24 protein-coding genes are annotated in these 21,611 nt (G+C 68.8%); 14 read left to right on the top strand and 10 right to left on the bottom strand.

Annotation, left to right across the window (positions count from 1 at the left end; genetic code table 11):
• Positions 1–4 precede the first annotated feature (4 nt).
• Together A4F85_RS22140 and A4F85_RS22145 are read left to right on the top strand one after the other, a co-directional pair.
• Complete coding sequence (locus A4F85_RS22140) at positions 5–241, top strand: hypothetical protein (protein ID WP_013800215.1); 237 nt, start codon at positions 5–7, stop codon at positions 239–241.
• A gap of 76 nt (positions 242–317) precedes the next feature.
• On the top strand, positions 318–671 hold the full coding sequence (locus tag A4F85_RS22145; protein WP_063327711.1) for a hypothetical protein: 354 nt from the start codon (positions 318–320) through the stop codon (positions 669–671).
• A 28-nt stretch (positions 672–699) separates the two neighbouring features.
• On the opposite strand, the gene A4F85_RS22150 is transcribed toward A4F85_RS22145, so the two are convergent.
• The 3 genes from A4F85_RS22150 to pyrE form a co-directional block, all read right to left on the bottom strand.
• Positions 700–3,306 carry a membrane-bound PQQ-dependent dehydrogenase, glucose/quinate/shikimate family gene (locus tag A4F85_RS22150; protein ID WP_063327712.1) on the bottom strand — a complete coding sequence of 869 codons (2,607 nt, stop codon included), beginning with the start codon at positions 3,304–3,306 and terminating at the stop codon, positions 700–702.
• A 211-nt stretch (positions 3,307–3,517) separates the two neighbouring features.
• The gene (locus A4F85_RS22155; protein ID WP_013800212.1) at positions 3,518–4,186 is read right to left on the bottom strand and encodes a hypothetical protein; all 669 of its coding nucleotides are present in this window, start codon (positions 4,184–4,186) and stop codon (positions 3,518–3,520) included.
• A gap of 7 nt (positions 4,187–4,193) precedes the next feature.
• Positions 4,194–4,895 carry an orotate phosphoribosyltransferase gene (pyrE, locus tag A4F85_RS22160; protein ID WP_013800211.1) on the bottom strand — a complete coding sequence of 234 codons (702 nt, stop codon included), beginning with the start codon at positions 4,893–4,895 and terminating at the stop codon, positions 4,194–4,196.
• Between the two features lie 10 nt (positions 4,896–4,905).
• Here pyrE and A4F85_RS22165 point away from each other — a divergent pair, with 10 nt between their 5' ends.
• The 3 genes from A4F85_RS22165 (at position 4,906) to A4F85_RS22175 (ending at position 6,379) form a co-directional block, all read left to right on the top strand.
• Positions 4,906–5,709 (top strand): exodeoxyribonuclease III, encoded by an 804-nt coding sequence (locus A4F85_RS22165; protein ID WP_013800210.1) that lies wholly within the window; start codon positions 4,906–4,908, stop codon positions 5,707–5,709.
• Positions 5,710–5,801: 92 nt separating this feature from the next.
• On the top strand, positions 5,802–6,050 hold the full coding sequence (locus tag A4F85_RS22170) for a type II toxin-antitoxin system CcdA family antitoxin (RefSeq protein WP_043791083.1): 249 nt from the start codon (positions 5,802–5,804) through the stop codon (positions 6,048–6,050).
• Positions 6,050–6,379: a CcdB family protein gene (locus tag A4F85_RS22175; RefSeq protein ID WP_043791081.1), complete on the top strand. Its 330-nt coding sequence runs from the start codon at positions 6,050–6,052 to the stop codon at positions 6,377–6,379. Before A4F85_RS22170 ends, A4F85_RS22175 begins: the two co-directional genes overlap by 1 nt.
• Before the next feature lie 70 nt (positions 6,380–6,449).
• On the opposite strand, the gene A4F85_RS22180 is transcribed toward A4F85_RS22175, so the two are convergent.
• The 3 genes from A4F85_RS22180 to A4F85_RS22190 are packed head-to-tail and all read right to left on the bottom strand — an operon-like array spanning position 6,450 to position 9,323.
• Entirely contained in the window at positions 6,450–7,874 is a 1,425-nt protein-coding gene (locus tag A4F85_RS22180) for an NAD(P)(+) transhydrogenase (Re/Si-specific) subunit beta (RefSeq protein ID WP_012202277.1), read from the bottom strand.
• Positions 7,871–8,206: an NAD(P) transhydrogenase subunit alpha gene (locus A4F85_RS22185; RefSeq protein WP_063327714.1), complete on the bottom strand. Its 336-nt coding sequence runs from the start codon at positions 8,204–8,206 to the stop codon at positions 7,871–7,873. The genes A4F85_RS22180 and A4F85_RS22185 overlap by 4 nt, the downstream gene beginning before the upstream one ends.
• A gap of 1 nt (position 8,207) precedes the next feature.
• Entirely contained in the window at positions 8,208–9,323 is a 1,116-nt protein-coding gene (locus tag A4F85_RS22190) for a Re/Si-specific NAD(P)(+) transhydrogenase subunit alpha (protein ID WP_063327715.1), read from the bottom strand.
• Between the two features lie 320 nt (positions 9,324–9,643).
• On the opposite strand from A4F85_RS22190, the gene A4F85_RS29835 reads away from it, so the two are divergent.
• Both A4F85_RS29835 and A4F85_RS22200 read left to right on the top strand, forming a co-directional pair.
• Positions 9,644–9,883: a zinc ribbon domain-containing protein gene (locus A4F85_RS29835; RefSeq protein WP_013800208.1), complete on the top strand. Its 240-nt coding sequence runs from the start codon at positions 9,644–9,646 to the stop codon at positions 9,881–9,883.
• An 85-nt stretch (positions 9,884–9,968) separates the two neighbouring features.
• Positions 9,969–10,607, top strand: a complete 639-nt coding sequence (locus A4F85_RS22200) for an MBL fold metallo-hydrolase (protein WP_012202273.1) — start codon at positions 9,969–9,971, stop codon at positions 10,605–10,607.
• A gap of 13 nt (positions 10,608–10,620) precedes the next feature.
• On the opposite strand, the gene A4F85_RS22205 is transcribed toward A4F85_RS22200, so the two are convergent.
• On the bottom strand, positions 10,621–11,307 hold the full coding sequence (locus A4F85_RS22205) for a Crp/Fnr family transcriptional regulator (RefSeq protein ID WP_063327717.1): 687 nt from the start codon (positions 11,305–11,307) through the stop codon (positions 10,621–10,623).
• An 84-nt stretch (positions 11,308–11,391) separates the two neighbouring features.
• On the opposite strand from A4F85_RS22205, the gene A4F85_RS22210 reads away from it, so the two are divergent.
• The 5 genes from A4F85_RS22210 (at position 11,392) to A4F85_RS22230 (ending at position 16,380) form a co-directional block, all read left to right on the top strand.
• Positions 11,392–12,387, top strand: a complete 996-nt coding sequence (locus A4F85_RS22210; protein ID WP_063327718.1) for an ABC transporter substrate-binding protein — start codon at positions 11,392–11,394, stop codon at positions 12,385–12,387.
• A 15-nt stretch (positions 12,388–12,402) separates the two neighbouring features.
• Positions 12,403–13,203 (top strand): ABC transporter ATP-binding protein, encoded by an 801-nt coding sequence (locus tag A4F85_RS22215; protein ID WP_063327719.1) that lies wholly within the window; start codon positions 12,403–12,405, stop codon positions 13,201–13,203.
• On the top strand, positions 13,193–13,948 hold the full coding sequence (locus tag A4F85_RS22220; RefSeq protein WP_013800204.1) for an ABC transporter permease: 756 nt from the start codon (positions 13,193–13,195) through the stop codon (positions 13,946–13,948). Before A4F85_RS22215 ends, A4F85_RS22220 begins: the two co-directional genes overlap by 11 nt.
• A 72-nt stretch (positions 13,949–14,020) precedes the next feature.
• Positions 14,021–14,896, top strand: coding sequence for a TauD/TfdA dioxygenase family protein (locus tag A4F85_RS22225; RefSeq protein WP_016448570.1), 876 nt, complete (start codon positions 14,021–14,023; stop codon positions 14,894–14,896).
• Between the two features lie 23 nt (positions 14,897–14,919).
• Positions 14,920–16,380: an aldehyde dehydrogenase family protein gene (locus tag A4F85_RS22230; protein ID WP_063327720.1), complete on the top strand. Its 1,461-nt coding sequence runs from the start codon at positions 14,920–14,922 to the stop codon at positions 16,378–16,380.
• Between the two features lie 156 nt (positions 16,381–16,536).
• Here the strand turns inward: A4F85_RS22230 and A4F85_RS22235 are convergent, their stop codons facing one another.
• The 3 genes from A4F85_RS22235 to A4F85_RS22245 form a co-directional block, all read right to left on the bottom strand.
• Positions 16,537–17,439, bottom strand: a complete 903-nt coding sequence (locus tag A4F85_RS22235) for a M48 family metallopeptidase (protein WP_016448572.1) — start codon at positions 17,437–17,439, stop codon at positions 16,537–16,539.
• Between the two features lie 60 nt (positions 17,440–17,499).
• Complete coding sequence (locus tag A4F85_RS22240; RefSeq protein WP_063327721.1) at positions 17,500–18,480, bottom strand: DMT family transporter; 981 nt, start codon at positions 18,478–18,480, stop codon at positions 17,500–17,502.
• Between the two features lie 72 nt (positions 18,481–18,552).
• Entirely contained in the window at positions 18,553–19,281 is a 729-nt protein-coding gene (locus A4F85_RS22245; protein ID WP_063327722.1) for a helix-turn-helix domain-containing protein, read from the bottom strand.
• Between the two features lie 86 nt (positions 19,282–19,367).
• Here A4F85_RS22245 and A4F85_RS22250 point away from each other — a divergent pair, with 86 nt between their 5' ends.
• Together A4F85_RS22250 and A4F85_RS22255 are read left to right on the top strand one after the other, a co-directional pair.
• Complete coding sequence (locus A4F85_RS22250) at positions 19,368–20,738, top strand: AmpG family muropeptide MFS transporter (RefSeq protein ID WP_096914310.1); 1,371 nt, start codon at positions 19,368–19,370, stop codon at positions 20,736–20,738.
• Positions 20,739–20,842: 104 nt separating this feature from the next.
• Positions 20,843–21,604 carry a response regulator transcription factor gene (locus tag A4F85_RS22255; RefSeq protein WP_043821893.1) on the top strand — a complete coding sequence of 254 codons (762 nt, stop codon included), beginning with the start codon at positions 20,843–20,845 and terminating at the stop codon, positions 21,602–21,604.
• Positions 21,605–21,611: the final 7 nt, after the last annotated feature.

Raw genomic sequence — 21,611 nt, forward strand, 5'->3', positions numbered from 1 at the left:
TGCCATGACCCCATCCACCAGCCCCAATCTCGACAAGCTGCGCAACATCGTCCAGAAGTTCGGCGCCAGCTCCTTCACCACGGACCAGGTGGCCAGCGAATACGACGACGCCCCGGCCACGGCGGAAAGCACCGAGCAATTCGACGCCCTGCTGCAGCGCCACGCGGCCGTGCTGGGCATCCATGCCGTGCCCGGAAGCGGCGGCCAGGGCCACGGCGCCACCGTCTGGCAGCCGGCCTGAGCGCGCAGGCGGCGCAAAGCACGGCGCCGCTACACTCGCTGCGGCCGGCACGGTGCCGGCGCGCAGTTTCCTTTTGATGTCCTCACTCTCTCCCCATACCTGGCTGCAGCTGTCCGTGGCAGCCAGTGCCTTGCTGGTGCTCGCCTCCATCGGCTGGGTCTGGCACGGCACGCGCGCCCTGCCCGCGGATTCGCGCGATGGCCGCAGCGCCCGGCGCATGGCGGCCCTGTTCGCCTTGGGGGCGCTGGCCTGGCTGGCCTACGGCCTGTACACGGGCTATGCCGCGCTGTGGAAGGCAGACGCGCTGATGCTGTTCGCCCAGCAAGGCGCGCTGCTGCGCCTGCCGTTTCTGATCGGCGGACTGGCCTGGGTGGCCGCGCTGCTGGTCACGCGCGTGCTGCGCATGCTGGGCCGGGCCGGATCGGCATGAGCCGGCGCTGACCCCACGGTGCGAGCGCTCAGGGCGCCGCCACCTCCTTGGGCAGCACATAGGCGCGCACGCTGTCCCCGGCCTTGGTTCCGGTCGAACCATGTCCACCCGCCACCACCACCAGGTACTGGCGCTGGTCCGTGCCCAGGTAGGTCATGGGCGTGGCCTGGCCGCCTGCGGGCAGGCGGTCCTGCCAGAGCTGGCGGCCGCTGTCCACGTCATAGGCGCGCACATAGTTGTCCAGTGCCCCCGAGTAGAAGGCCACGCCGCCAGCGGTCATCACCGGCCCGCCAATGCCGGGCACGCCCATGCGAAAGCCCAGCGGCAGCGGGCTCAGGTCACGCGGCGTGCCGTTGCGGCGCTGCCAGACGATCTGGCCCGTGCGCAGGTCGGCACCCGCCACAAAGCCCCAGGGCGGCGCCTGGCAGGGAATGCCCAGCGGCGAGACAAAGGGCTTGAGCCGCACCGCAAACGGTGCGCCGAAGTTTTCGTTGAGCGCGGGCAGGCCGTCCTTGGGCGGGCCGCCGTCCTGCACCATCAGCGAGGTATCGTCCGCGCGCGGCACCAGGGTGGAGACGAAAGCCAGCCGCGTGGGCGTGGCAAACACCACCTGCCGGCGCGGGTCCACGGCCACGCCGCCCCAGTTGAAAACGCCGAAGTTGCCCGGATAGATCAGCGAGCCCTGCTCCGAGGGCGGCGTGAAGCGTCCCTCGTAGCGCAGGCGGCGAAAGGCCAGCCGGCACCACAGTTGCTCGAAGGGGCTGGCGCCCCACATGTCGCGCTCGGTCAGGGCCGGGGGGTTGAAGCTCAGTTGCGAATGCGGCTGCGTGGGCGCCGTGCGGTCGCCGCGTGCCGCGCCCTGCGGCGCAGCCACCTCGGTGACGGGCAGCAGCGGCTGGCCCGTGCGCCGGTCCAGCACGAACAGCTCGCCCTGCTTGGTGGGCTGTACCAGGGCGGGCACGCTGTGGCCGCCGATTTCCAGGTCGATCAGGCTGGGCTGCGAGGGCACGTCGTAGTCCCAGAGATCGTGGTGCACGGTCTGGAAAACCCAGCGCACGGCGCCCGTGGCAATGTCCAGCGCCACCACCGAGGACGAATACTGCTCGGCCTCGGCGCTGCGCCGCCCGCCCCATTGGTCGGGCGGCGCATTGCCCATGGGCACGAAGACGAGGCCCAGCGTCTCGTCCACGCTGGAGATGGACCAGCTGTTGGGCGAGCTGGGCACATAGGTCTGCCCGGGGGGCAACGGCGTGCTGTTGCCTGGCCGCCCCGGGTCCCAGGCCCACAGCAGCGCGCCCGAGCGGATGTCGAACGCACGGATCACGCCCGAAGGCTCGCGCGTGGAATGGTTGTCCAGTACCGTGCCGCCCACGATGATGCGGTCGCGCGCCACCACCACCGGCGAGGTCGAGTAGTACGAGCCCGGCTTGCGCTCGGGCATGCCCTGCCAGAGGTCGATCTGGCCCTGGCCGCCCGCCACATTGCTGCAGGTCTGGCCATCTGCGGGATTGAGTGCGACCACCTTGCCGTCGGCCGTGGCCATGAACAGCTTGGCGGTGCAGCGGCCGTCATCGCCAGGGGCTGCAGAAGCCGAAGCCGTGGATGCGGCGGTGGGTGCAGGCATGGCCTGCGCGCCGGGCTTCCTTGCAGCCGGCGCCACCGCCGAATGCGTCTCCCCTGCTGCCGCATCGAACTGCGCGGCCGCCTGCGCCGACTGGTAGGACAGGCCCCGGCAGGTCAGATGCTGCAGCGCCAGCCCCTTGGGCATGGGCAGGTCGCGCCGCCACAGCTGCTTGCCCGTGGTGGCATCGAGCGCAATCACCGACTGGTGGGGCGTGCACAGGAACAGGCGCTCGCCGATCTTCAGCGGCGTGACCTCGAACGTGGTTTCTTCGGGATCGCCGGGTTTGCCGCGCACATCGCCCGTGCGGAACTCCCAGGCCAATTGCAGCAGCCGCACGTTGTGCGGGCCGATCTGGCGCAGCGGCGAATAGCGCTGGCCCGCTCCGGTGCGGCCATAGGCATGCCACTCGCCATCGGGCACGGCATCGGTGGCATCGCCCTGCAGCACCGGCGGGCTGCGCAGGCCACCGGCGTCGGAGGCCACCATGGACATGTTCTGCACGGCCGTGACCTGGCCGTCGGCCGGCAGGTCCGACGCGGCGGCGGCCGCGCCCGCAAACTGGCCCTGGGTTTCATGGGCATCGCGCTGGCGCCCGAATGACAGGCCCGCAAGAATGGCCGTGCCCAGCACCACCAGCGCCAGCGCCGCATGGGCTGGTGCCAGGCCCCGGTTCTGGCCCATGTCGGGCTCATGGCGCAGCGCACGCACCGACCAGGGCAGTACCAGCAGCAGGCCCATCAACCAGGGCACCCCCAGGCGCCCCGCCAGCGGCCACCAGTCCAGCCCTATCTCCCAGACCGCCCACAGCGCGGTGCCCAGCAGCCACAGCGCAAACAGCCACAGCGCCATGGCCGACCGGCGCGCCACACCCAGGCCCACGGCCAACAGCAGCACACCTGCCATCACGTAGTAGCCGCTGCCCCCGGCCCACAGCAGCTGAGCGCCTCCCCAGGCCAGCCAGGCACCGGCGGCCCACAGCCACAGCACCGTCAACCATCGCCATGCCGTCATGCATGCTCCCTTCTCGCGGCGGCCCGGCACCTGTGGCTGCAGCGCACACCAGCAGCCAGGCCCTGAGGGCCCGGGAACATCCGTGGCCGGGAATGTAGTGACAGCCTAGACCGCCGCAATGGCAGCGCTTGCAGGACGAATCCGATTCACGCGCACCGGGCGTGCGGCAGGCCGTTCGCGCCAGACGGGAAAGACAGGGGGCAAGGGCCGTTCAGCGGCCCGTGGGAGCCGCAGCGGCGGCGGCCGCGCTCCACAGCGCACGCAGCGGCACGAGCTCGGCATCGAAGCGCTGGTTGATGCGGCTTTTTTCCTGCTCCTGCTGCTGGATGAAGCGCTGCTGCTCTTCCTGGCTGCTGCGGTTTTCATCGAGCTGGCGGCGCAGGGAGGCGGGGGCCTTGGACGGGTCCTTGCGGTAGAACTCCATCTCGCCATCGATCTTGACGCGCTGGGCCTGCAGCTCCTGTATGCGCTGGCGCGCCAGGTTGGCGACCTGGTCGGTCTGCGACAGGGCCTCGGCGCGTTCGGCGTCGTGCGCGGCCTGGTTGGGATAGCGCGCAATCAGCGCGCGCTCGCGCGAGCGCTCCTCGCGCACACGGCGCTGTTCGGCCTGCTCGCGGCGGCGCTGGGCATCGAGTTCGGCGCGCTCGTTGTCGGTCAGCGTGGGGCCGACGCGGCGCAGCTCCACTCCGGAGCTGCCCAGCACACGCTGGTCGCGGTCCACGCATTCGGCAATCGGGCGGTCTGCCGTCAGGCGCCGGCCCTTGGCGTCGGTGCATGCATAGATCCCGGCCGGCACGCCGGCATCCAGGGCGCAGGCAGGGCCAGCCGCGGCACCAGCCAGGGCGCACCACAGGAACCGTGCATGCAACGCCTTGTTCATCAAACCCTTATTCCTTGTCGTTGACTCCGTAACGCTGGCGGTAGGCCAGCACGCGCTCATGGTGGCCGCTGCCTTCGCTGCCACCTTGAATCTCAAGATAAAGCAATAAGTCTGCCAGTTTTGCAATGGTGCAGACCTGCATACCCAGCTGATTGCGCACGTACTGCACGGCGCTGTGGGGCACGTCCTGGCCATTCTCGGTGGCCATTTCCTGGCGGTCCAGCGCGATCGCCACGGCATGCGGCGTGGCGCCTGCGGCGCGGATGATGGCGATGGACTCGCGCGCGGCCGTGCCGGCGCTCATCACGTCGTCCACGATCAGCACGCGGCCCTTGAGGGGCGCGCCCACCAGGGTGCCGCCCTCGCCGTGGTCCTTGGCTTCCTTGCGGTTGTACGCAAAGGGCTTGTTCAGGCCCATGCGGGCCAGCTCCACGGCCACGGTGGCGGCCAGCGGGATGCCCTTGTAGGCGGGGCCGAAGATCATGTCGAACTCGATGCCGCTGGCTGCGATGGCTTTTGCATAGAATTCGGCGAGACGGCCCATCTTGCCGCCGTCATCGAACAGGCCGGCATTGAAGAAGTACGGGCTCATGCGCCCGGCCTTGGTCTTGAACTCGCCGAAACGCAGCACCCCTGCGTCAACGGCGAATTGCACAAATTCCTGCGCCAGACGGCCTGTGTCATCGGCCTGCAGATTACTCACCACCATGGATTCATCCTTGTTCAAATTGACCAGCCTCAACCTCAACGGCATCCGCTCGGCCTCGACCAAGGGCGTCGAAGCCTGGATCGAGGCCACTGCGCCGGATTGTATTTGCGTGCAGGAAATCAAGGCCCAGGCCGCCGACATGACCGGACGCTTCGAGCTGCTGGCCGGCCTGCGCGGCCACTTTCACTACGCCGAGAAGAAAGGCTACTCGGGCGTGGGCGTCTACAGCCGCCACGAGCCCAGCGATGTCGTGGTCGGCTTCGGCTCGCACGAGTTCGACGCCGAGGGCCGCTACGTGGAGGCGCGCTTCGACACGCCCGCGCGCAAGCTGTCCATCATCAGCGCCTACTTTCCCAGCGGCAGCTCGGGCGAACTGCGCCAGACGGCCAAGTTCCGCTTCCTGGCCGAAATGCACGATCACCTGATGCGCATGAAGGGCGAGCGCGAGTTCATCCTGTGCGGGGACATCAACATCGCCCACCAGCAGATCGACCTCAAGAACTGGCGCAGTAACCAGAAAAACAGCGGTTTCACGCCCGAAGAGCGCGAGTGGATGACAAAGTTGTTACACAAAACTGATCCCACGGGCGGTCTTGTGGACGTTTATCGCCTGCTCCAGCCCGACACCACGGACGCCTGCTACACATGGTGGAGCAACCGAGGCCAGGCCTATGCCAATAACGTGGGATGGCGCCTGGACTACCACCTGGCCACCCCGGCCACCGCCGCACTGGCACGCACCGAGCACATCTACAAGGATGTGAAGTTCTCGGACCATGCGCCGGTGACCATCGGCTATGACATGAAGGTGTGAGACGTTCAAGCAGGGCCTTGGGTCGCGGCGGTTTGACTCGTCGCGCTCTCATACAGACACTGTGCGCATGATCTTTATCTGAGGGTTCCGAGATGAAATCCATTGCTGTCTCCAGCGCCAAGCGGCCAATCCATCTCACGATCAATGCAGATCTGGTGACACAGGCCAAGGCCTATACCGACAATCTCTCGGCCACCATGGAATCCCTGCTGGCCGAATACGTTGCCAGGCAGGAGGGCGCACAGCGTGAGCGCCAACGGCTTGCCGACGCCTGCGCCAGCGACTGGAACGCGGTCAACATCGCGGTGGGTTCGTTCGCAGACGAGCACTCGACGCTCTAGTGGCGCAATTCGACGTTCATCGCAACAAGGGAGCCTTGCGCGACTCGATTCCCTACGTCGTCGTGGTCCAGTCCTCGCTGTTTGACCGCTACCGCCGTCGCGTCGTGGTTCCACTGGTTCGGCAGAATCTGCTGCCGCGCGGCACTCCAACCGTGGGTGCGAGGATGAATCCTGTGTTTGTCATTGAAGGCGTGCCGGTCGTCCTGCATGCCCTGGACATGGTTTCAGTCGCCCTGGATCAATTGGGTGAAGTGGTGGCCTCACTGGAGCATGAAGGCCAAGCCATCGCCGATGCGCTGGACGAATTGCTGACCCGGTCCGGGGGCTGACCCAAGATCGTTTTCAAGGAGGCCAGGGCTTGGGCCCTGCCCTCCTCGGACTTCAGCCCGGGCACACGCCTCACTCCAGCGCCTTGCCCATGTCCTCCACCACCTTCTTGGCGTCGCCGAAGACCATCATGGTCTTGTCCATGTAGAACAGCTCGTTGTCCAGGCCCGCATAGCCGGCCGCCATGGAGCGCTTGTTGACGATCACCGTCTTGGCCTTGTAGGCCTCCAGGATGGGCATGCCGTAGATGGGGCTGCCCTTGACGTGTGCGGCGGGGTTCACCACGTCGTTGGCGCCCAGGATGATGGCCACGTCGGCCTGGCCGAACTCGCTGTTGATGTCCTCCATCTCGAAGACCTGGTCGTAGGGCACCTCGGCCTCGGCCAGCAGCACGTTCATGTGGCCGGGCATGCGGCCCGCCACCGGGTGGATGGCGTACTTCACCGTCACGCCGCGCTCGGTGAGCTTGTCGGCCAGCTCCTTGACCGCGTGCTGGGCACGCGCCACGGCCAGGCCGTAGCCGGGCACGATGACCACGGTCTCGGCATTGCCCAGGACGAAGGCCGCATCGTCGGCGCTGCCGCTTTTCACGTTGCGCTGCTGCTGGGAGCCTGCCGCCGCGCTGGTGGCCTCGCCGCCGAAGCCGCCCAGGATCACGCTGAAGAACGAGCGGTTCATGGCCTTGCACATGATGTAGCTCAGGATGGCGCCCGAGCTGCCCACCAGCGAACCCGCAATGATCAGCATGCTGTTGTTCAGCGAGAAGCCGATGCCCGCCGCCGCCCAGCCCGAGTAGCTGTTGAGCATGGACACGACCACCGGCATGTCCGCGCCGCCAATCGGAATGATCAGCAGCACGCCCAGCAGCAGGCCCAGGGCGATGACCAGCACGATGTCCATCCAGCTTTGGCTGTGCCAGAAGCCGAAGACGAAGAAGGCCGCTGCCAGCCCCAGCACGGCGTTGAGCGCATGCTGGCCCTTGAACTGCACGGGCGCGCCCTGGAACAGGCGGAACTTGTACTTGCCGCTGAGCTTGCCGAAGGCGATCACCGAGCCCGTGAAGGTCACGGCGCCGATGAAGGCGCCCAGTGCCAGCTCCACGCGGTTGCCGCCCGGGATGGCGCCGCCCTTGGCCGTGATGGCAAAGGCCCAGGGCTCGGCCACGGCGGCCACGGCGATGAACACCGCCGCCAGGCCGATCATGCTGTGCATGAAGGCGACCAATTCGGGCATCTTGGTCATCTCCACGCGCTGGGCCATGACCGCACCGGCCGTGCCGCCGACCAGCAGGCCCAGCAGCACCCAGCCCAGCCCCAATGCATTGCCGCCGGCCAGCTGCACGATGAGCGCCGCCGTGGTCAGCACGGCGATCACCATGCCGGCCATGCCGAACAGGTTGCCGCGTATGGAGGTGGTGGGGTGCGACAGCCCCTTGAGCGCCTGGATGAAGCAGACGCTGGCCACCAGGTAGAGCAATGTGACGAGGTTCATGCTCATGACTGGCCCTCCGCCTTGGCGTCCTTGGCCGGAGCGCTCTTGCGCTCTTTCTTGCGGAACATCTCCAGCATGCGCCGCGTGACCAGGAAGCCGCCGAACACGTTGACCGCGGCCAGCGCCACGGCCAGCACGCCCATGGTCTTGCCCAGGCCCGTTTCCGTGAGCGCCGCCGCCAGCATGGCGCCGACGATGACGATGGCCGAGATGGCATTGGTCACCGCCATCAGCGGCGTGTGCAGCGCGGGCGTGACGGTCCACACCACGTGGTAGCCCACGTAGATGGCCAGCACGAAGATGATGAGATGGATGATGGTGGGGGATACGGCTTCCATGTCATTTCCTCCGCAGCTGGCCTTCATGGGCCATCAGGCACGCGGCCACGATGTCGTCCTCCATGTCCACATGCAGGGCGCCATCCTTGTTGATGATGAGCTTGAGAAAATCGAGCACGTTGCGTGCATACAGGGCCGAGGCATCGGCCGCCACCATGGCGGGCAGGTTGGTCAGTCCCACGATGGTCACGCCATGCGTGACCACGGTCATGCCGGCCTGGGTCAGCGGGCAGTTGCCGCCGCGCTCTGCCGCCAGGTCCACGATGACGGCGCCGGGCTTCATGGCCTGCACCATCTCGGCCGTGACCAGCACGGGAGCGGGCCGGCCCGGGATCAGCGCCGTGGTGATGACCACGTCGGCCTGGGCCACGCGCTTGGCCACCTCGGCCTTCTGGCGGTCCAGCCAGCTTTGCGGCATGGGGCGCGCGTAGCCGCCCACGCCTTCGGCGGCCTCCTTTTCCTCGGCGGTCTCGTAGGGCACGTCGATGAACTTGCCGCCCAGGGATTCGACCTGCTCACGCACGCTGGGCCGCACATCGCTGGCCTCGATCACGGCGCCCAGGCGCTTGGCCGTGGCAATGGCCTGCAGGCCGGCCACGCCCACGCCCAGCACCACGACGCGCGCGGCCTTCACCGTGCCCGCCGCCGTCATCAGCATGGGAAAGAAGCGCTGGTACTGGTTGGCCGCAATCATCACGGCCTTGTAGCCGGCGATATTGGCCTGGCTGGACAGCACGTCCATGCTCTGCGCACGCGTGGTGCGCGGAGCCGCCTCCAGCGCATAGGCCGTGATGCCCGCATCGGCCAGGCGCTGCAGGCCTGCGGGCTGGAACGGGTCCAGCATGCCGACCAGCGTTGCGCCCTTGCGGATGCCGGGCAACTCGTCCTCCGAAGGGATACGGACCTTGAGCACCAGGTCGGCGCCCAGGGCGCCAGCCACATCGACGATCTCCGCGCCCGCTGCCTCGTACAAGGCATCGGGCACGCTGGCCGCCACTCCCGCCCCCGCCTGCACGCGCAGCACATGGCCTTGCGCACGCAGCTTCTTGACGGTCTCGGGGGTCGCAGCCACCCGGGTTTCTCCTGCCATGGTCTCGGCAGGCACGCCAATCAACATACCGGTTCTCCCTCGCGTGATGCCGGTACCCGCCCTGCATTGCGCAGGTGGCGGCCCGGCCCATCCTCGAAAAAATCCTTGCGTGCCTGCATCGGGGGCAGGCTGGCTTGGCGGCACGGCTAGCTTGTAACACGGCGGCGTTGCCGCAGCCACGGGGTCTGCCCGCGAGGCTGTCTCCTGTCCGTCACAGGACCTGGATTGCCACGAGATGACAGCCACATTAAATGATCGCCATCCACGGCCCGGCGGACCGCTGCCGTGTCCCAATGCGCCTTTGAACGACTGCAGCGGCGCATCCGCGCAGTGCGAAGGAATACACCATGGGACTCTTGCAAAGACTGTTCGGAAATCATTCGCGCGGCGGCCACCACGGCGGCGGCGCATACCGTGCCGCAGCCGTGGCGGCGGTCTGCCCCGGCTGCCGTGCATCCATTGCCGCCAGCTCGCGCTTTTGCCCGCAGTGTGGCGGCGCGGTGCTGCCGCAGGCCTGCAGGAACTGCAACGCCAGCCATCCGGCCGGCGCGCGGTTCTGCGGGCAATGCGGCCAGCCGACCACCTGACGGCGCAAGCGGGGCGGCCCTGCGCTGCCATCAGGGAAAGGAGCGGGAATAATGGGCGCTTTCGCCAGAAGCACCCACGCCGCCCATGCTCCAGTACCACACCATCCCCGTCACCGCCTTCCAGCAGAACTGCTCGCTGGTCTGGTGCGACCAGACCATGGAAGCCGCCGTCATCGACCCGGGCGGCGACCTGGAGCAGATCGGCTGGGAGATAGAGCGCCTGGGCCTGGCGCTCAAGGCCATCTGGCTCACGCACGCCCACATAGACCACGCAGGCGGCACGCGCGAGCTGGCCGATGCACAGCAGCTGCCCATCATCGGCCCCCATCCCGGCGACCAGTTCTGGATCGATGCGCTGCCCCAGCAGGGCGCCATGTTCGGCTTCCCGCATTCGGACCCCTTCACGCCCACGCGCTGGCTGCACGATGGCGACACGGTGAGCATCGGCCAGGAGACACTGCAGGTGCGCCACTGCCCCGGCCATACGCCCGGCCACGTGGTGTTTCATGCGCCGCAGATCGACCGCGCCTTCGTGGGAGACGTGCTGTTCGCGGGCAGCATCGGCCGCACCGACTTTCCCCAGGGCAACCACCAGCAGCTGATCGACAGCATCGTCCAGCGCCTGTGGCCCATGGGCGACCAAACCGTGTTCATCCCGGGCCACGGCCCCGAAAGCAGCTTCGGCCGCGAGCGCAAGAGCAACCCCTACGTGGGCGGGACCTGAGCCTGCAGCTGTCTCAGCCCAGCACCTCGATCCACCGATAGCCAAGGCGCACGCTGCCGCCCGCCTGCAGCTTGCGCAGCTCCTCGTTCACGCGCTGGCGCGAGGCGCCCACCACATGCGACAGATCGCCCTGCGATATGCGCAGCAGGGTGCGGCCACCGGGCAGGGGCTGGCCGTTCTCTGCCGCCAGAACCTGCAAGGTGGCCCAGACCCGGGCATGCAGCGTGTCCTCCGAACTGATGAAGATGGTGTCCAGCAGCCCGTTCACGCGCAGGCTCAGCAGGCGCGCCACAGCCAGGCATGCGGGCGCATCGCGCTCCAGGAAGTCCAGCAGCGGCTGGCGCGGCAGGACCAGCACCTCGACATCGCCATCGGCCACCAGGTCCACGGGCACAGGCGCATTGCCCAGCACCGAGCTGATGCCGGTGATCTCCCCGGCCTCCAGCCAGCGCGTCATGCGCTCGGTGCCGCCCACGGTGAAGGCCACCACACGAAAGCGCCCTGACAGCAGCACCAGCGCATGGTCGGCCGCATCGCCGCGCTTTTGCACGAACTGTCCATCGCGGTAGCGGCGCCTGGAGCCTATGGCCCGCAGCCCGCGGGCCGATGCGGCCGGCAATTCGGCCAGCAGGTCCACTCGATAGCGCTCGCTGCGCGTCTGCGCCAAAGACGTGTTGGGGGAACCGAGCTTGGTGTTCACCCGCCCATTGTCCCTTTCGCGGCAATTGGCGCATAGCACCGTCCTTGTAATCGGCCTCATACCCACACGTATGGAGCCCGCCCCATGATCCGCACCACGCTCGCCCTGGTATCCGCCTTCGTGTTCGCCCTGCTCTCGACCCAGGCAGCCCTGGCACAGACGCCCACGCTGCGTATCCAGGACTACCCCGGCATCGGCAATTTCCTGGTGCGCGTGGCCAACGCGCGGGGACTGTGCGAGAAGCACGGCATACGCTGCGAACTGCGCCCCATCCCGCAGGCGCCGCTGGCGCTGCAGACCTTGCTGGCCGGTGACCTCGAAGTGGCGTTTACGCCGCCCGAGGTGCTGCTTCAGGCGGTCAACAAGGGCGCCGACCTCAAGGTGATCGGCAGCGGCGCGAGCGCGCCGACGTTCTTCCTCATGGCCTCGTCGGCCCTGCCCACCCCGCATGCCGGCCAGGGCTATCCCGCCGTGATGCAGGACTTCAAGGGCCGGCGCATCGGCGTGACGGCGCGTGGCAGCGCGGCCGAGTTCCAGCTCGTGAGCCTGCTGCAGGGCGCGGGCATGAAGGCGGACGACGTCACCATCGTCGCCGTGGGCTCGCCCAATACCGCCTTTCCGGCGATTGCGCAAAAGCAGGTCGATGGCCTGATGCTGTTTTCGCCCATGGACGGCTTTTGCGAGGTCAGCCAGGCCTGCCGCATCGTCGTCGATCCGCGCAGGGGCCAGGGTCCCGCCGAGGTGGTGGACACCAACGGCGCCGGCGTGCTGCAGGTGGTGCGCGCCGACTTCCTGCGCAAGAACGCCCCGGCCGTGGAGGGCTTGCGCCGCGCCATGAACGAGGCGGCCGACTATGCCCGCGAACCGGCCCATTTCGATGCATTGCTCAAAGTCGCGCAGGACAGTTTCCGCATCAACACGCCCGGCGGCGACCGGATCCTGGAAGTGGCGCTGCGCAATGCCATTCCTTCCATGCAGTTCGCAGTGGACCCCAAGGCCCTGCAACATGCCGCGCGCTACCTGCAGCGCACGGGACAGATCGACAAGCTGATCGACTCCGCGCCCCTGCTGGCGCAGTGAAGGGGGAGCCGCACCATGACTCCCAATGGATCACGCCTTCCGCCGCCGCAGGCCATTGCCGCCGACGGCCTGCAGCTGAGCTTCGACGGCCGCACGCAGGTGCTGGACAACATTGCGCTGCAGGTGGCCGAGGGCGAATTCGTCTCGCTGGTCGGGCCCAGCGGCTGCGGCAAGACCAGCCTGCTCAACCTCTGCGCGGGCCTGGTGGCCCACACCGGCGCCGGCACGCTGCGCGTGCTGGGCGAGGCACCGCGCCTGGGCAGTTCCCGCGTGGGCTACATGCTGGCGCGCGACAGCCTGCTGCCCTGGTGCACGGCGCTGGAGAACGCCGCCTTCGGCGCGCGCGTGCGCGGCGTCGGCACGGCCGACAGCACGGAGCGCGCACTGCGCATGCTGCAGGAGGTGGGCCTGGCCGACCATGCGCAGGCCCTGCCCAAGGCCTTGTCCCACGGCATGCGCCAGCGCACGGCGCTGGCGCGCACCTTTGCGCTGGACGCGCAGCTGCTGCTGATGGACGAGCCCTTCGGCGCCCTGGACGCGCAGACCAAGCTGCAGCTGCAGGACCTGCTGCTGCGCCTGTGCCAGCAGCACCGCCACAGCGTGCTGTTCGTGACCCATGACCTGGCCGAGGCCGTGGCCGTCTCCGACCGCGTGGTGGTGATGTCCTCGCGACCGGGCCGCATCATCGCCGACCTGACCATAGACCTGCCGCGCCCGCGCTCCATCCGCGACCTGCAGAAGTCGCCGCGCTTCCATGAACTCTATGCGGCCCTGTGGTCGCAGCTCGAATCGGGATGGGTACACCATGAAGGCTGACCGTCTGCAATGGCTGGCGCTGCATGCGCTGTTCATCTGTCTCGTGCTGGGACTGGCCGAATGGGCCGCCGCGCGCCGCTGGCTGGACCCCACCTTCTTCGGCCAGCCCAGCGGCGTGGCCGCCTATCTCTGGAACCATGCGGGCACGGCCCGGTTCTGGTCCGACCTGGGCTGGACGCTGGCCGCCGTGGCCTGCTCCTTCGTGCTGGGCAGCGTGGCCGCCTTCGCCACGGGGCTGGCCTTCGTGCGCTGGCCGGCCATCGAACGCTTTGCGGAGCCCTACTTCAACGCGCTGAACGTGATGCCGCGCATCGCGCTGGCGCCGCTGTTCATCCTGTGGTTCGGGCTGGGGCTGGGCAGCAAGATCGCCGTGGGCTGCTCGCTGACCTTCTTCATCGTGCTGTCGGCCACGGTGGCAGGCATGCGGGGCGTCAGCCAGGACCATGTGACGCTGTGCCGCACCCTGGGCGCCAGCGCCGCCACCACCTTCTTCGAGGTCACGCTGCCCGGCGCCGTCCCGGTGATCTTCTCGGGCCTGCGGCTGGGTTTGATCTATGCCCTGCTGGGCGTGGTGGGCACCGAGATCATCGCCAGCGAAAAGGGGCTGGGCCAGACCCTGGCCTACCTGGGCTCCACCTTCGACATCAATGGCGTCATGGCGCTGCTGCTGGTGCTGGCCCTGCTGGGCGTGGGCATGGTGCGCTTCATGTCCTGGGCCGAGAGGCGGCTGCTGCACTGGCAGTGAGCCCGCCAGCCCTCTCTCCCCACCTTCCTCCCGCTTCCTCCCCTTCCATCCGTTCCTCCAAGGAGTACCCCCATGGCCAATGCCGCCCCCATGCAGCTGATCGACATCGACGCCCGCTACCACCACATCCGACCCGTGCCGCGCATGCCCAACTTCGCGGCCTGGATCGAGGGCGTGGACCTGACCCGGCCCCTGTCCCCCGAGGTGCAGGCGGAACTGCGACAGGCCCTGTACGACTTCGAGGTCATCTTCTTCCGTCCCCAGGCCATCACGGCCGAGCAGCATGTGGCGCTGGCGCAGGTGTTCGGCCCGCTGTCCAAGGGCTCGTACTTCGAGCGCAAGAGCGGCATGCCCGACGTGGAGATGATCATCTCCGACAAGGACCGCCCGCCCGCCATAGACAACTGGCACACCGACATCAGCTGGAAGCAGCAGCCGCCGCTGGGCACCGTGATCCAGATCGTGACCACGCCGCCGGCCGGCGGCAACACCTGCTGGACCAGCACCAGCAAGGCCTATGACTGGCTCTCGCCCGGCATGCAGCAGTACCTGGAAGGCCTGCAGGCGGTCCATACCTGGGAGGAATCGGGCTTCCGGGAATACCTGGGCCGCAAGGGCGAGGAGGCGCTGTTCGAGGCGCTGCGCCAGTTCAAGCCCGTGACGCATCCCGTGGTGCGCACCAACCCCGATTCAGGCCGCAAGTGCATCTTCGTCAATGCCGATTTCACGCGCCACATCACGGGCGTGGACCGGCACGAGGCGCGCGGCGTGCTCGCCTTCCTGCTGGACTGGCTGAAGAAGCCGGAGTTCATGGTGCATCATCAATGGGACGCGGGCGGCATCGCCATCTGGGACAACCGCAGCACGCAGCACTATGCTGTGGCCGACTACTGGCCCCACTACCGCGTGAACCAGCGCGTCACCTTCGACACCCCTTCCACCCAATGACAACGAGACACGGAGACAGCTTCATGAGCACGCAAGAGCACCTGCAGTTCTATATCGACGGCCAATGGGTTCCCCCGGCGGTGCCGCGCACGCTGGATGTGATCAATCCGTCCACCGAGGAGGTGGCGGCCCGCATCAGCATGGGCTCGGCCGCCGATGTCGATGCAGCCGTGGCCGCCGCACGCCGCGCGTTCGACGGCTTCTCGCAGACCACGCGCGACGAGCGGCTGGCCCTGCTGGACAAGGTGCTGGCGGTCTACATGCGCCGCATCGACGAGGTGGCGCAGACCATCTCGCTGGAGATGGGCGCGCCGCTGTGGCTGTCGCGCGCGGCCCAGGCCACCGTGGGCGCGGGGCACCTGAAGCAGACCCTGCAGGTGCTCAAGGAATTCGAGTTCGAGAGCGTGCGCGGCACCACCGGCATCGTGCATGAGCCCGTGGGCGTGGTGGGCATGATCACGCCCTGGAACTGGCCCATCAACCAGATCATGTGCAAGGTGGCACCGGCCCTGGCGGCGGGCTGCACCATGGTGCTCAAGCCCTCGGAGATCGCGCCGCTCAATGCCATCCTGGTGGCCGAGATCCTGCACGAAGCGGGCGTGCCGGCCGGCGTGTTCAACCTGGTCAACGGCGACGGCCCCTCGGTGGGCGAGGCCATGTCCGTGCACCCCGGCATCGACATGATGACCTTCACGGGCTCCACGCGCGCGGGCATTGCCGTGGCCAAGGCCTCGGCCGATACCGTCAAGCGCGTGACGCAGGAGCTGGGCGGCAAGTCGGCCAACATCGTGCTGGACGACGCCGACATCGAAAAAGCCGTGGCCCAGGGCGTGAACGCCTGCTTCACCAATTCGGGCCAGAGCTGCAACGCACCCACGCGCATGTTCGTGCCGCGCGCCCTGCATGCGCGCGCCGTGGCAGCCGCCAAGGCCGCTGCCGAGGGCGTGAAGGTGGGCGATGCACTGGCCGACACCGGCGCCATGCACATGGGCCCCGTGGTCAGCGAGGCGCAGTTCCGCAAGATCCAGGGCCTGATTGAGGCCGGCATCGCCGAAGGCGCCACCCTGGTGGCCGGCGGCACGGGCCGCCCCGAGGGCGTTGCGCGCGGCTACTTCGTGCGGCCCACGGTGTTCGCCGACGTGCGCAACGACATGACCATTGCGCGCGAGGAAATCTTCGGCCCCGTGCTGGTCATCCTGCCCTACGACACGGAGGAGGAGGCCATCGCCCAGGCCAACGACACGCCCTACGGCCTGTCGGGCTATGTGCAGTCCGGCAGCCTGGAGCGGGCACGCCGTGTGGCCTCGCGCCTGCGCACCGGCATGGTCCACCTCAACGGCGCGGGGCCGGACTTCGGCGCGCCGTTCGGCGGCTACAAGCAGTCAGGCACGGGCCGGGAATGGGGCGAGCACGGCTTCAAGGAGTACCTTGAAGTGAAAGCCGTGATGGGCTACCAACCCAAGCAAAAAATCACCACCCCCTGAGTCGCTACGCGCCTTCCCCCTCTCTACTCGCTGCGCGAGGGAGGGGGACGACACCCTCGGTGCGGGGCGGCCCTTCCTCGGTGTCCCTGATCTTTGGCCGCGCCAGTTTCAAACACTGCGCCCAAAAAGCTGCCCGGTCTTAGCTTGCTGGCACGCCTACCCGCGCCGTGCGGCCTCGTAGAGGCCTTCCACGCGCGGGATGTTGCGCTCCAGCTCGCGGATGCGCTCGGGGCCTGCGGGGTGGGTGGACAGGAATTCCAGGCCGCCACGGTCGCCCGTGGCCTGGCCCATCTTGCGCCACAGCGAGACCGAGGCCTGGGGGTTGTAGCCGGCGCGCGCGGCCAGCTCCAGGCCCACGAGGTCGGCCTCGCTCTCGTCGCCTCGGCTGAATTTCAGCGACAGCAGCTGGCCGCCCAGGCGGGCCGCCGCATTGCCCAGGTCGCCCAGGCCCAGCAATTGGGCGCCCAGCGAGATGCCGATGCTGGTGGCCTGGTTCTTGGCCAACTGCTCGCGCGAGTGCTCGCGCAGCGCATGGGCCATTTCGTGGCCCATGATCATGGCGATCTCGTCGTCGGTCAGCTGCAGCTGGTCGATGATGCCGGTGTAGAAGGCGATCTTGCCGCCCGGCATGCAAAAGGCGTTGATCTCCTTGCTGCCGATCAGATTCACCTCCCAGCGCCAGGCATTGGCACGCGGGTTCCATTGGGCTGTGTACGGAATCAGCCGCCGGGCAATGGCGCGCAGCCGCTGCAGCTGCGGGTTGCTGTCGCCAGCCAGCGCGCCCTGGGCGCGGGCCTTGGCCAGCAGTTGCTGGTACTGGTCGGTGGCGGCGCCTTCCAGCGTCTCGGCCGGCACCAGCTTGCGCAGGCCCGAGGCACCGCCTACCTGCACCTGTGCCGCCACCGGCGCCGTGGCCAGGCCCATGGCCGCCGCGCTGCCGGCCAGCAAGAAACCGCGACGCGCGCGCCAGGGCGCGCAGGCACAGCCCCAGGCGGACGGGGCACAGGGCTCGGAAGAGAGATGGGATGGCTGCTGCATGCCGCCAAGTCTAGCGGCCATGCATGCCCGAAACATGCGGAGAACAGCGCATCGTGAAGAGCGGCGCCGGCCTACAAAGAGTTACGCCATCTGCGCGGCCATCACGGCCCGCTGCGCCCGCATCTCGGCGCCGATCACCAGCATCAGCCCGGCCAGCACGGCCAGCAGCCCCAGCCACGATTGCAGCGGCTGCCGCTCGCCCACGACCCACACCGCCAGCACGAAGGCCGCCACGGGCTCGATCAGGCTCAGCGTCACGCCCGTGGGTCCCGAGATGCTGCGAAGCCCGATGGAAAACAGCATGTGCGCCAGGCCCGACACCACCACGCCCAGGTAGACCACCACCAGCACGGCCGCCAGGCTCCACTGCGGCAGGCCGCTTTGCACCAGCGCAATCGGCACCGCCATGCAGGCCGCCCCGGTGAAGACATAGAAATTCACCACGCGCGGCGACATGTGGGTGACCAGGCGCTTGTTGATCAGCGCATAGCCCGCGTACGACAGCCCCGCCAGCAGGCACAGGGCCAGGCCGCTCCAGGACAGCGTGGCGCCGCCCCGGGCCATCACCATGGCCGCACCTCCCGCCACGCTCACCAGCGTGCCGGCCCACCACAGGGCAGACAGGGGCGCGCGCAGCACCAGCGCCTGCATCAGCCCGGCCCAGATGGGGCCGCTGCCAATGGCCACGGCCGTGCCCACGGCCACGCCCGTGAGCGTCACGCCCTCGTAGAAAAAGATGCTGTAGCCGCCGATTCCCATGGATGCCAGCACGAACCAGGCCGGGCGCAGTCCCAGGTGCACCGGGTTGGGCAGCAGCGGCTGGACGGGTGCCCCGCCCTGCCCGGCCCGCCCGGCCCGCCCGCGCAGCCTCCAATGGGAAACCGCCAGCAGCACGCCCAGAAACAGGCTGGAAACCGCCAGCTGCGCGGCGCCCACCCAGAACGGCGACAGCCCGCCTGCGCCCAGGCTTTGCGCCGTGCCTGTCGTGCCCCAGAGCACGGCGGCCACCGAAACGAAGGCGATGCCGACGGCCGAGGAAGAAGCGGAAGAATTGCGAACCATGGCGCCATGTTGCGCCGGGCGCGGCCGGGCATTTGTCGAGAAACGCTCGTAGTCCGGAGGACTGTGAACGGGCTAGCCGCGCAGTTGCCGCGCCGTCATGCCCCGGTCGCGCCGCAGCGCATAGGCCAGCGCGCTGGCCGAGGCATAGCCGCAGCGCAGCGCCGTGGCCTCCAGGGGCAGGCCCCGCGCCAGCCCGCGCTCGGCCGCATCCAGGCGCAGGCCGCGCAGCCAGGCCTGGGGCGGCTGGCCCGCCAGCTCCACGAAGCGCGCGTGAAAGCGCTGGGCGCTCATGTGGCACAGGGCGGCCAGCCGGGCCGTGGGCCAGTCCTCGTGCAGTGCGGCCTGCACCTGCGCGGCCAGCCCTTGCAGGTCCAGCCCCCGGCGCGCCAGCAGGCCGGGCGCCTGCAGCACCTGGGCCAGCTGCTCTGTGGCCGGGCCTTCCGACTCCCGGCCGCGCAGGGCCGGTGGCACGGAAAAGCGTCGCATCCGGTCCAGCCCCGGGCCGCTGGGCGCATCGATGACGAACACGCGCGAGCGCGGCGCCGCCAGGTAGCCGTGGTCCACGCCGGCGGGGATGAGCATGCCGCTGACGGCGTCCACAAAGGCGCTGCGCCCGCCCACCTCCAGCTCCATGCGGCCCTGCAGGGCATAGAGGATCTGCGCATGGCCGTGGGCATGGGCCTGGTGCTCGCCGCTGTAGCTGCGCACCGAGCTGTGCGGCGCGAAGGCGGTATCGGTGGCATCGGCCGCGCCGTCTTGCGCGGCGGCATCGCTGTGGAGGGAAGAGAGGGTGTAGGCCATGGCGGCATCCTGTGCCCGCGATGGTAGCGCGCGCCAGTCCGCGCCACCATGGGCCCGATAATGGCCGCAGCCTGCCGCAGCACAACATGACCGAGCCGTCCACCACCACCCCCTCCGCCCCCTCCACCGCCGCCGAAACGCCCCGCCGCAGCTGGGGCCAGACCCTGCGCGTCTATGCCGAGCCGGCCAGCCTGCGCATGCTGGCCCTGGGTTTTTCGGCAGGCCTGCCGCTGCTGCTGGTGCTGGGCACGTTGTCGTTCTGGCTGCGCGAGGCCGGCGTGGACCGCACCACCATCGGCTACCTGAGCTGGGTGGGCCTAGCCTATGCCTTCAAGTGGGTCTGGTCGCCGCTGGTGGACCGCATGCCGCTGCCGCTGCTCACGCGCTGGCTGGGGCGGCGGCGCGGCTGGCTGCTGTTCGCGCAGATGCTCATCGTCGCCGGGCTGTGCGGCATGGCGTTCAATGATCCGCGCGTCTCGCTCACGCCGCTGGTGTGGTGCGCGCTGGCCGTGGCCTTCGGCTCGGCCACGCAGGACATTGCGCTGGACGCCTACCGCATCGAATCTGCCGACACCGAGCGCCAGGCCGCGCTGGCCGCCACCTACCAGACCGGCTACCGGCTGGCCATGATCTGGGCCGGCGCCGGCGTGCTGTGGCTGGCCGCCCGCGCCGAGGTGGCGGGCACGGCGGGCTACCAGAGCGGCGCCTGGCAGGTGGCCTACCTGGCCATGGCCGCCTCCATGGCCGTGGGCATGCTGACCGTGCTGCTCTCGCCGGAACCGGTGCCACGCCCGCTGGCGCCTGCCCGCAACGCGGCCGAGTGGCTGCACAGCGCGCTGGTCGAGCCCTTCGCCGACTTCCTGGGCCGCTACCGCTGGCAGGCGCTGCTGGTGCTGGGCCTGATCGCCATCTACCGCATCAGCGACGTGGTCATGGGCATCATGGCCAACCCCTTCTACGTGGACATGGGCTTCACCAAGGACGAGGTGGCCGCCGTGACCAAGGTCTACGGCGTGATCATGACGCTGGCGGGCGCCTTCCTGGGCGGGGCGCTGGCCATGCGCTGGGGCGTGATGCGCGTGCTGATGCTGGGCGCCGCGCTGTCGGCCGCCACCAACCTGCTGTTCGCCTGGCTGGCCACGCGCGGCCATGACGTGAATGCGCTGGTCTGGGTGGTGAGCGCGGACAACCTGGCCGGAGGCATCGCCTCGGCGGCCTTCATCGCCTACCTGTCGGGGCTGACCAATGTGCAGTACTCGGCCACGCAGTACGCGCTGTTCAGCTCCATGATGCTGCTGGCGCCCAAGTGGCTGGCCGGCTTCTCGGGCGCCTTTGTCGATGCGCATGGCTACGTGAGCTTCTTCCAGGCCACGGCCCTGCTGGGCCTGCCCGTGCTGGTGCTGATCGCGCTGGCCTCGCGCGTGCATGCGGTGCGGCCCGCGCAACGCGGCAGCTGAGCGGCTGTCCGCAGGCTGCGCTGTTTTACCGAACTTTACGCAAGCGACAAGCACGGCTGACGGGGCGCTGCGAGCATCGTCGCAATACGACGCCAGGCCCCAGCATGAATACACTGCCCTCCATGAGTACGCACCATCTTCTGATGATCGAAGACGACACCCGCCTCGCGCAGATGGTGGGTGACTACCTGGGCAACAACGGCCTGCAGGTCACGCACATGGGTGATGCCCGCAGCGGCCTGGAGCAGCTGCAGCCCGCCGACGGCGTGCCGGGCGCCGACCTGCCCGACCTCGTCATCCTCGACCTCATGCTGCCCGACATGGACGGCCTGGAGGTCTGCCGGCGCATCCGCGCCCTGCCCGGCCCCGCAGCCCAGGTGCCGGTGCTGATGCTCACGGCCAAGGGAGACCCCATGGACCGCATCATCGGCCTGGAGATCGGCGCCGACGACTACCTGCCCAAGCCCTTTGAGCCGCGCGAGCTGCTGGCGCGCATCCGCGCCATCCTGCGCCGGCGCGGCGGCGGCGGCGAGGGCTCGGCCGCAGGCCAGCCGACCACGGCACTGCGCTTCGGCAGCCTGGAGATCGACCGCGACGCGCGCAGCGTCACCGTGGCGGGCCAGCCCTGCGAGCTGACCTCCTACCAGTTCGACCTGCTGGTCACGCTGGCCGAGCGCGCGGGCCGCGTGCTCACGCGCGACCAGATCATGGAGGCCGTGCGCGGCCGCGAGCTGGAGGCCTTCGACCGCTCCATCGACGTGCACATGGGCCGCATCCGCGCCGCTATCGAGGCCGACCCCAAGGCGCCCAAGCGCATCCTCACGGTGCGCGGTGTGGGCTACGTCTTCGCCAAACAACAAGACTAGCCAAGCG

It is taken from the genome of Delftia sp. GW456-R20 (genome assembly GCF_001622915.1).
GTDB classification, from domain to species: domain Bacteria; phylum Pseudomonadota; class Gammaproteobacteria; order Burkholderiales; family Burkholderiaceae_C; genus Comamonas; species Comamonas acidovorans.

Excerpts from the sequence above, each read along its gene's own strand:
- A4F85_RS22140 (WP_013800215.1), top strand. The coding sequence starts at position 5 with ATGACCCCATCCACCAGCCCCAATCTCGACAAGCTGCGCAACATCGTC.
- A4F85_RS22145 (WP_063327711.1), top strand. The coding sequence starts at position 318 with ATGTCCTCACTCTCTCCCCATACCTGGCTGCAGCTGTCCGTGGCAGCC.
- A4F85_RS22150 (WP_063327712.1), bottom strand. The coding sequence starts at position 3,306 with ATGACGGCATGGCGATGGTTGACGGTGCTGTGGCTGTGGGCCGCCGGT.
- A4F85_RS22155 (WP_013800212.1), bottom strand. The coding sequence starts at position 4,186 with ATGAACAAGGCGTTGCATGCACGGTTCCTGTGGTGCGCCCTGGCTGGT.
- pyrE (WP_013800211.1), bottom strand. The coding sequence starts at position 4,895 with ATGGTGGTGAGTAATCTGCAGGCCGATGACACAGGCCGTCTGGCGCAG.
- A4F85_RS22170 (WP_043791083.1), top strand. The coding sequence starts at position 5,802 with ATGAAATCCATTGCTGTCTCCAGCGCCAAGCGGCCAATCCATCTCACG.
- A4F85_RS22180 (WP_012202277.1), bottom strand. The coding sequence starts at position 7,874 with ATGAGCATGAACCTCGTCACATTGCTCTACCTGGTGGCCAGCGTCTGC.
- A4F85_RS22185 (WP_063327714.1), bottom strand. The coding sequence starts at position 8,206 with ATGGAAGCCGTATCCCCCACCATCATCCATCTCATCATCTTCGTGCTG.
- A4F85_RS22190 (WP_063327715.1), bottom strand. The coding sequence starts at position 9,323 with ATGTTGATTGGCGTGCCTGCCGAGACCATGGCAGGAGAAACCCGGGTG.
- A4F85_RS29835 (WP_013800208.1), top strand. The coding sequence starts at position 9,644 with ATGGGACTCTTGCAAAGACTGTTCGGAAATCATTCGCGCGGCGGCCAC.
- A4F85_RS22200 (WP_012202273.1), top strand. The coding sequence starts at position 9,969 with ATGCTCCAGTACCACACCATCCCCGTCACCGCCTTCCAGCAGAACTGC.
- A4F85_RS22210 (WP_063327718.1), top strand. The coding sequence starts at position 11,392 with ATGATCCGCACCACGCTCGCCCTGGTATCCGCCTTCGTGTTCGCCCTG.
- A4F85_RS22215 (WP_063327719.1), top strand. The coding sequence starts at position 12,403 with ATGACTCCCAATGGATCACGCCTTCCGCCGCCGCAGGCCATTGCCGCC.
- A4F85_RS22220 (WP_013800204.1), top strand. The coding sequence starts at position 13,193 with ATGAAGGCTGACCGTCTGCAATGGCTGGCGCTGCATGCGCTGTTCATC.
- A4F85_RS22225 (WP_016448570.1), top strand. The coding sequence starts at position 14,021 with ATGGCCAATGCCGCCCCCATGCAGCTGATCGACATCGACGCCCGCTAC.
- A4F85_RS22230 (WP_063327720.1), top strand. The coding sequence starts at position 14,920 with ATGAGCACGCAAGAGCACCTGCAGTTCTATATCGACGGCCAATGGGTT.
- A4F85_RS22235 (WP_016448572.1), bottom strand. The coding sequence starts at position 17,439 with ATGGCCGCTAGACTTGGCGGCATGCAGCAGCCATCCCATCTCTCTTCC.
- A4F85_RS22240 (WP_063327721.1), bottom strand. The coding sequence starts at position 18,480 with ATGGTTCGCAATTCTTCCGCTTCTTCCTCGGCCGTCGGCATCGCCTTC.
- A4F85_RS22245 (WP_063327722.1), bottom strand. The coding sequence starts at position 19,281 with ATGGCCTACACCCTCTCTTCCCTCCACAGCGATGCCGCCGCGCAAGAC.
- A4F85_RS22250 (WP_096914310.1), top strand. The coding sequence starts at position 19,368 with ATGACCGAGCCGTCCACCACCACCCCCTCCGCCCCCTCCACCGCCGCC.
- A4F85_RS22255 (WP_043821893.1), top strand. The coding sequence starts at position 20,843 with ATGAATACACTGCCCTCCATGAGTACGCACCATCTTCTGATGATCGAA.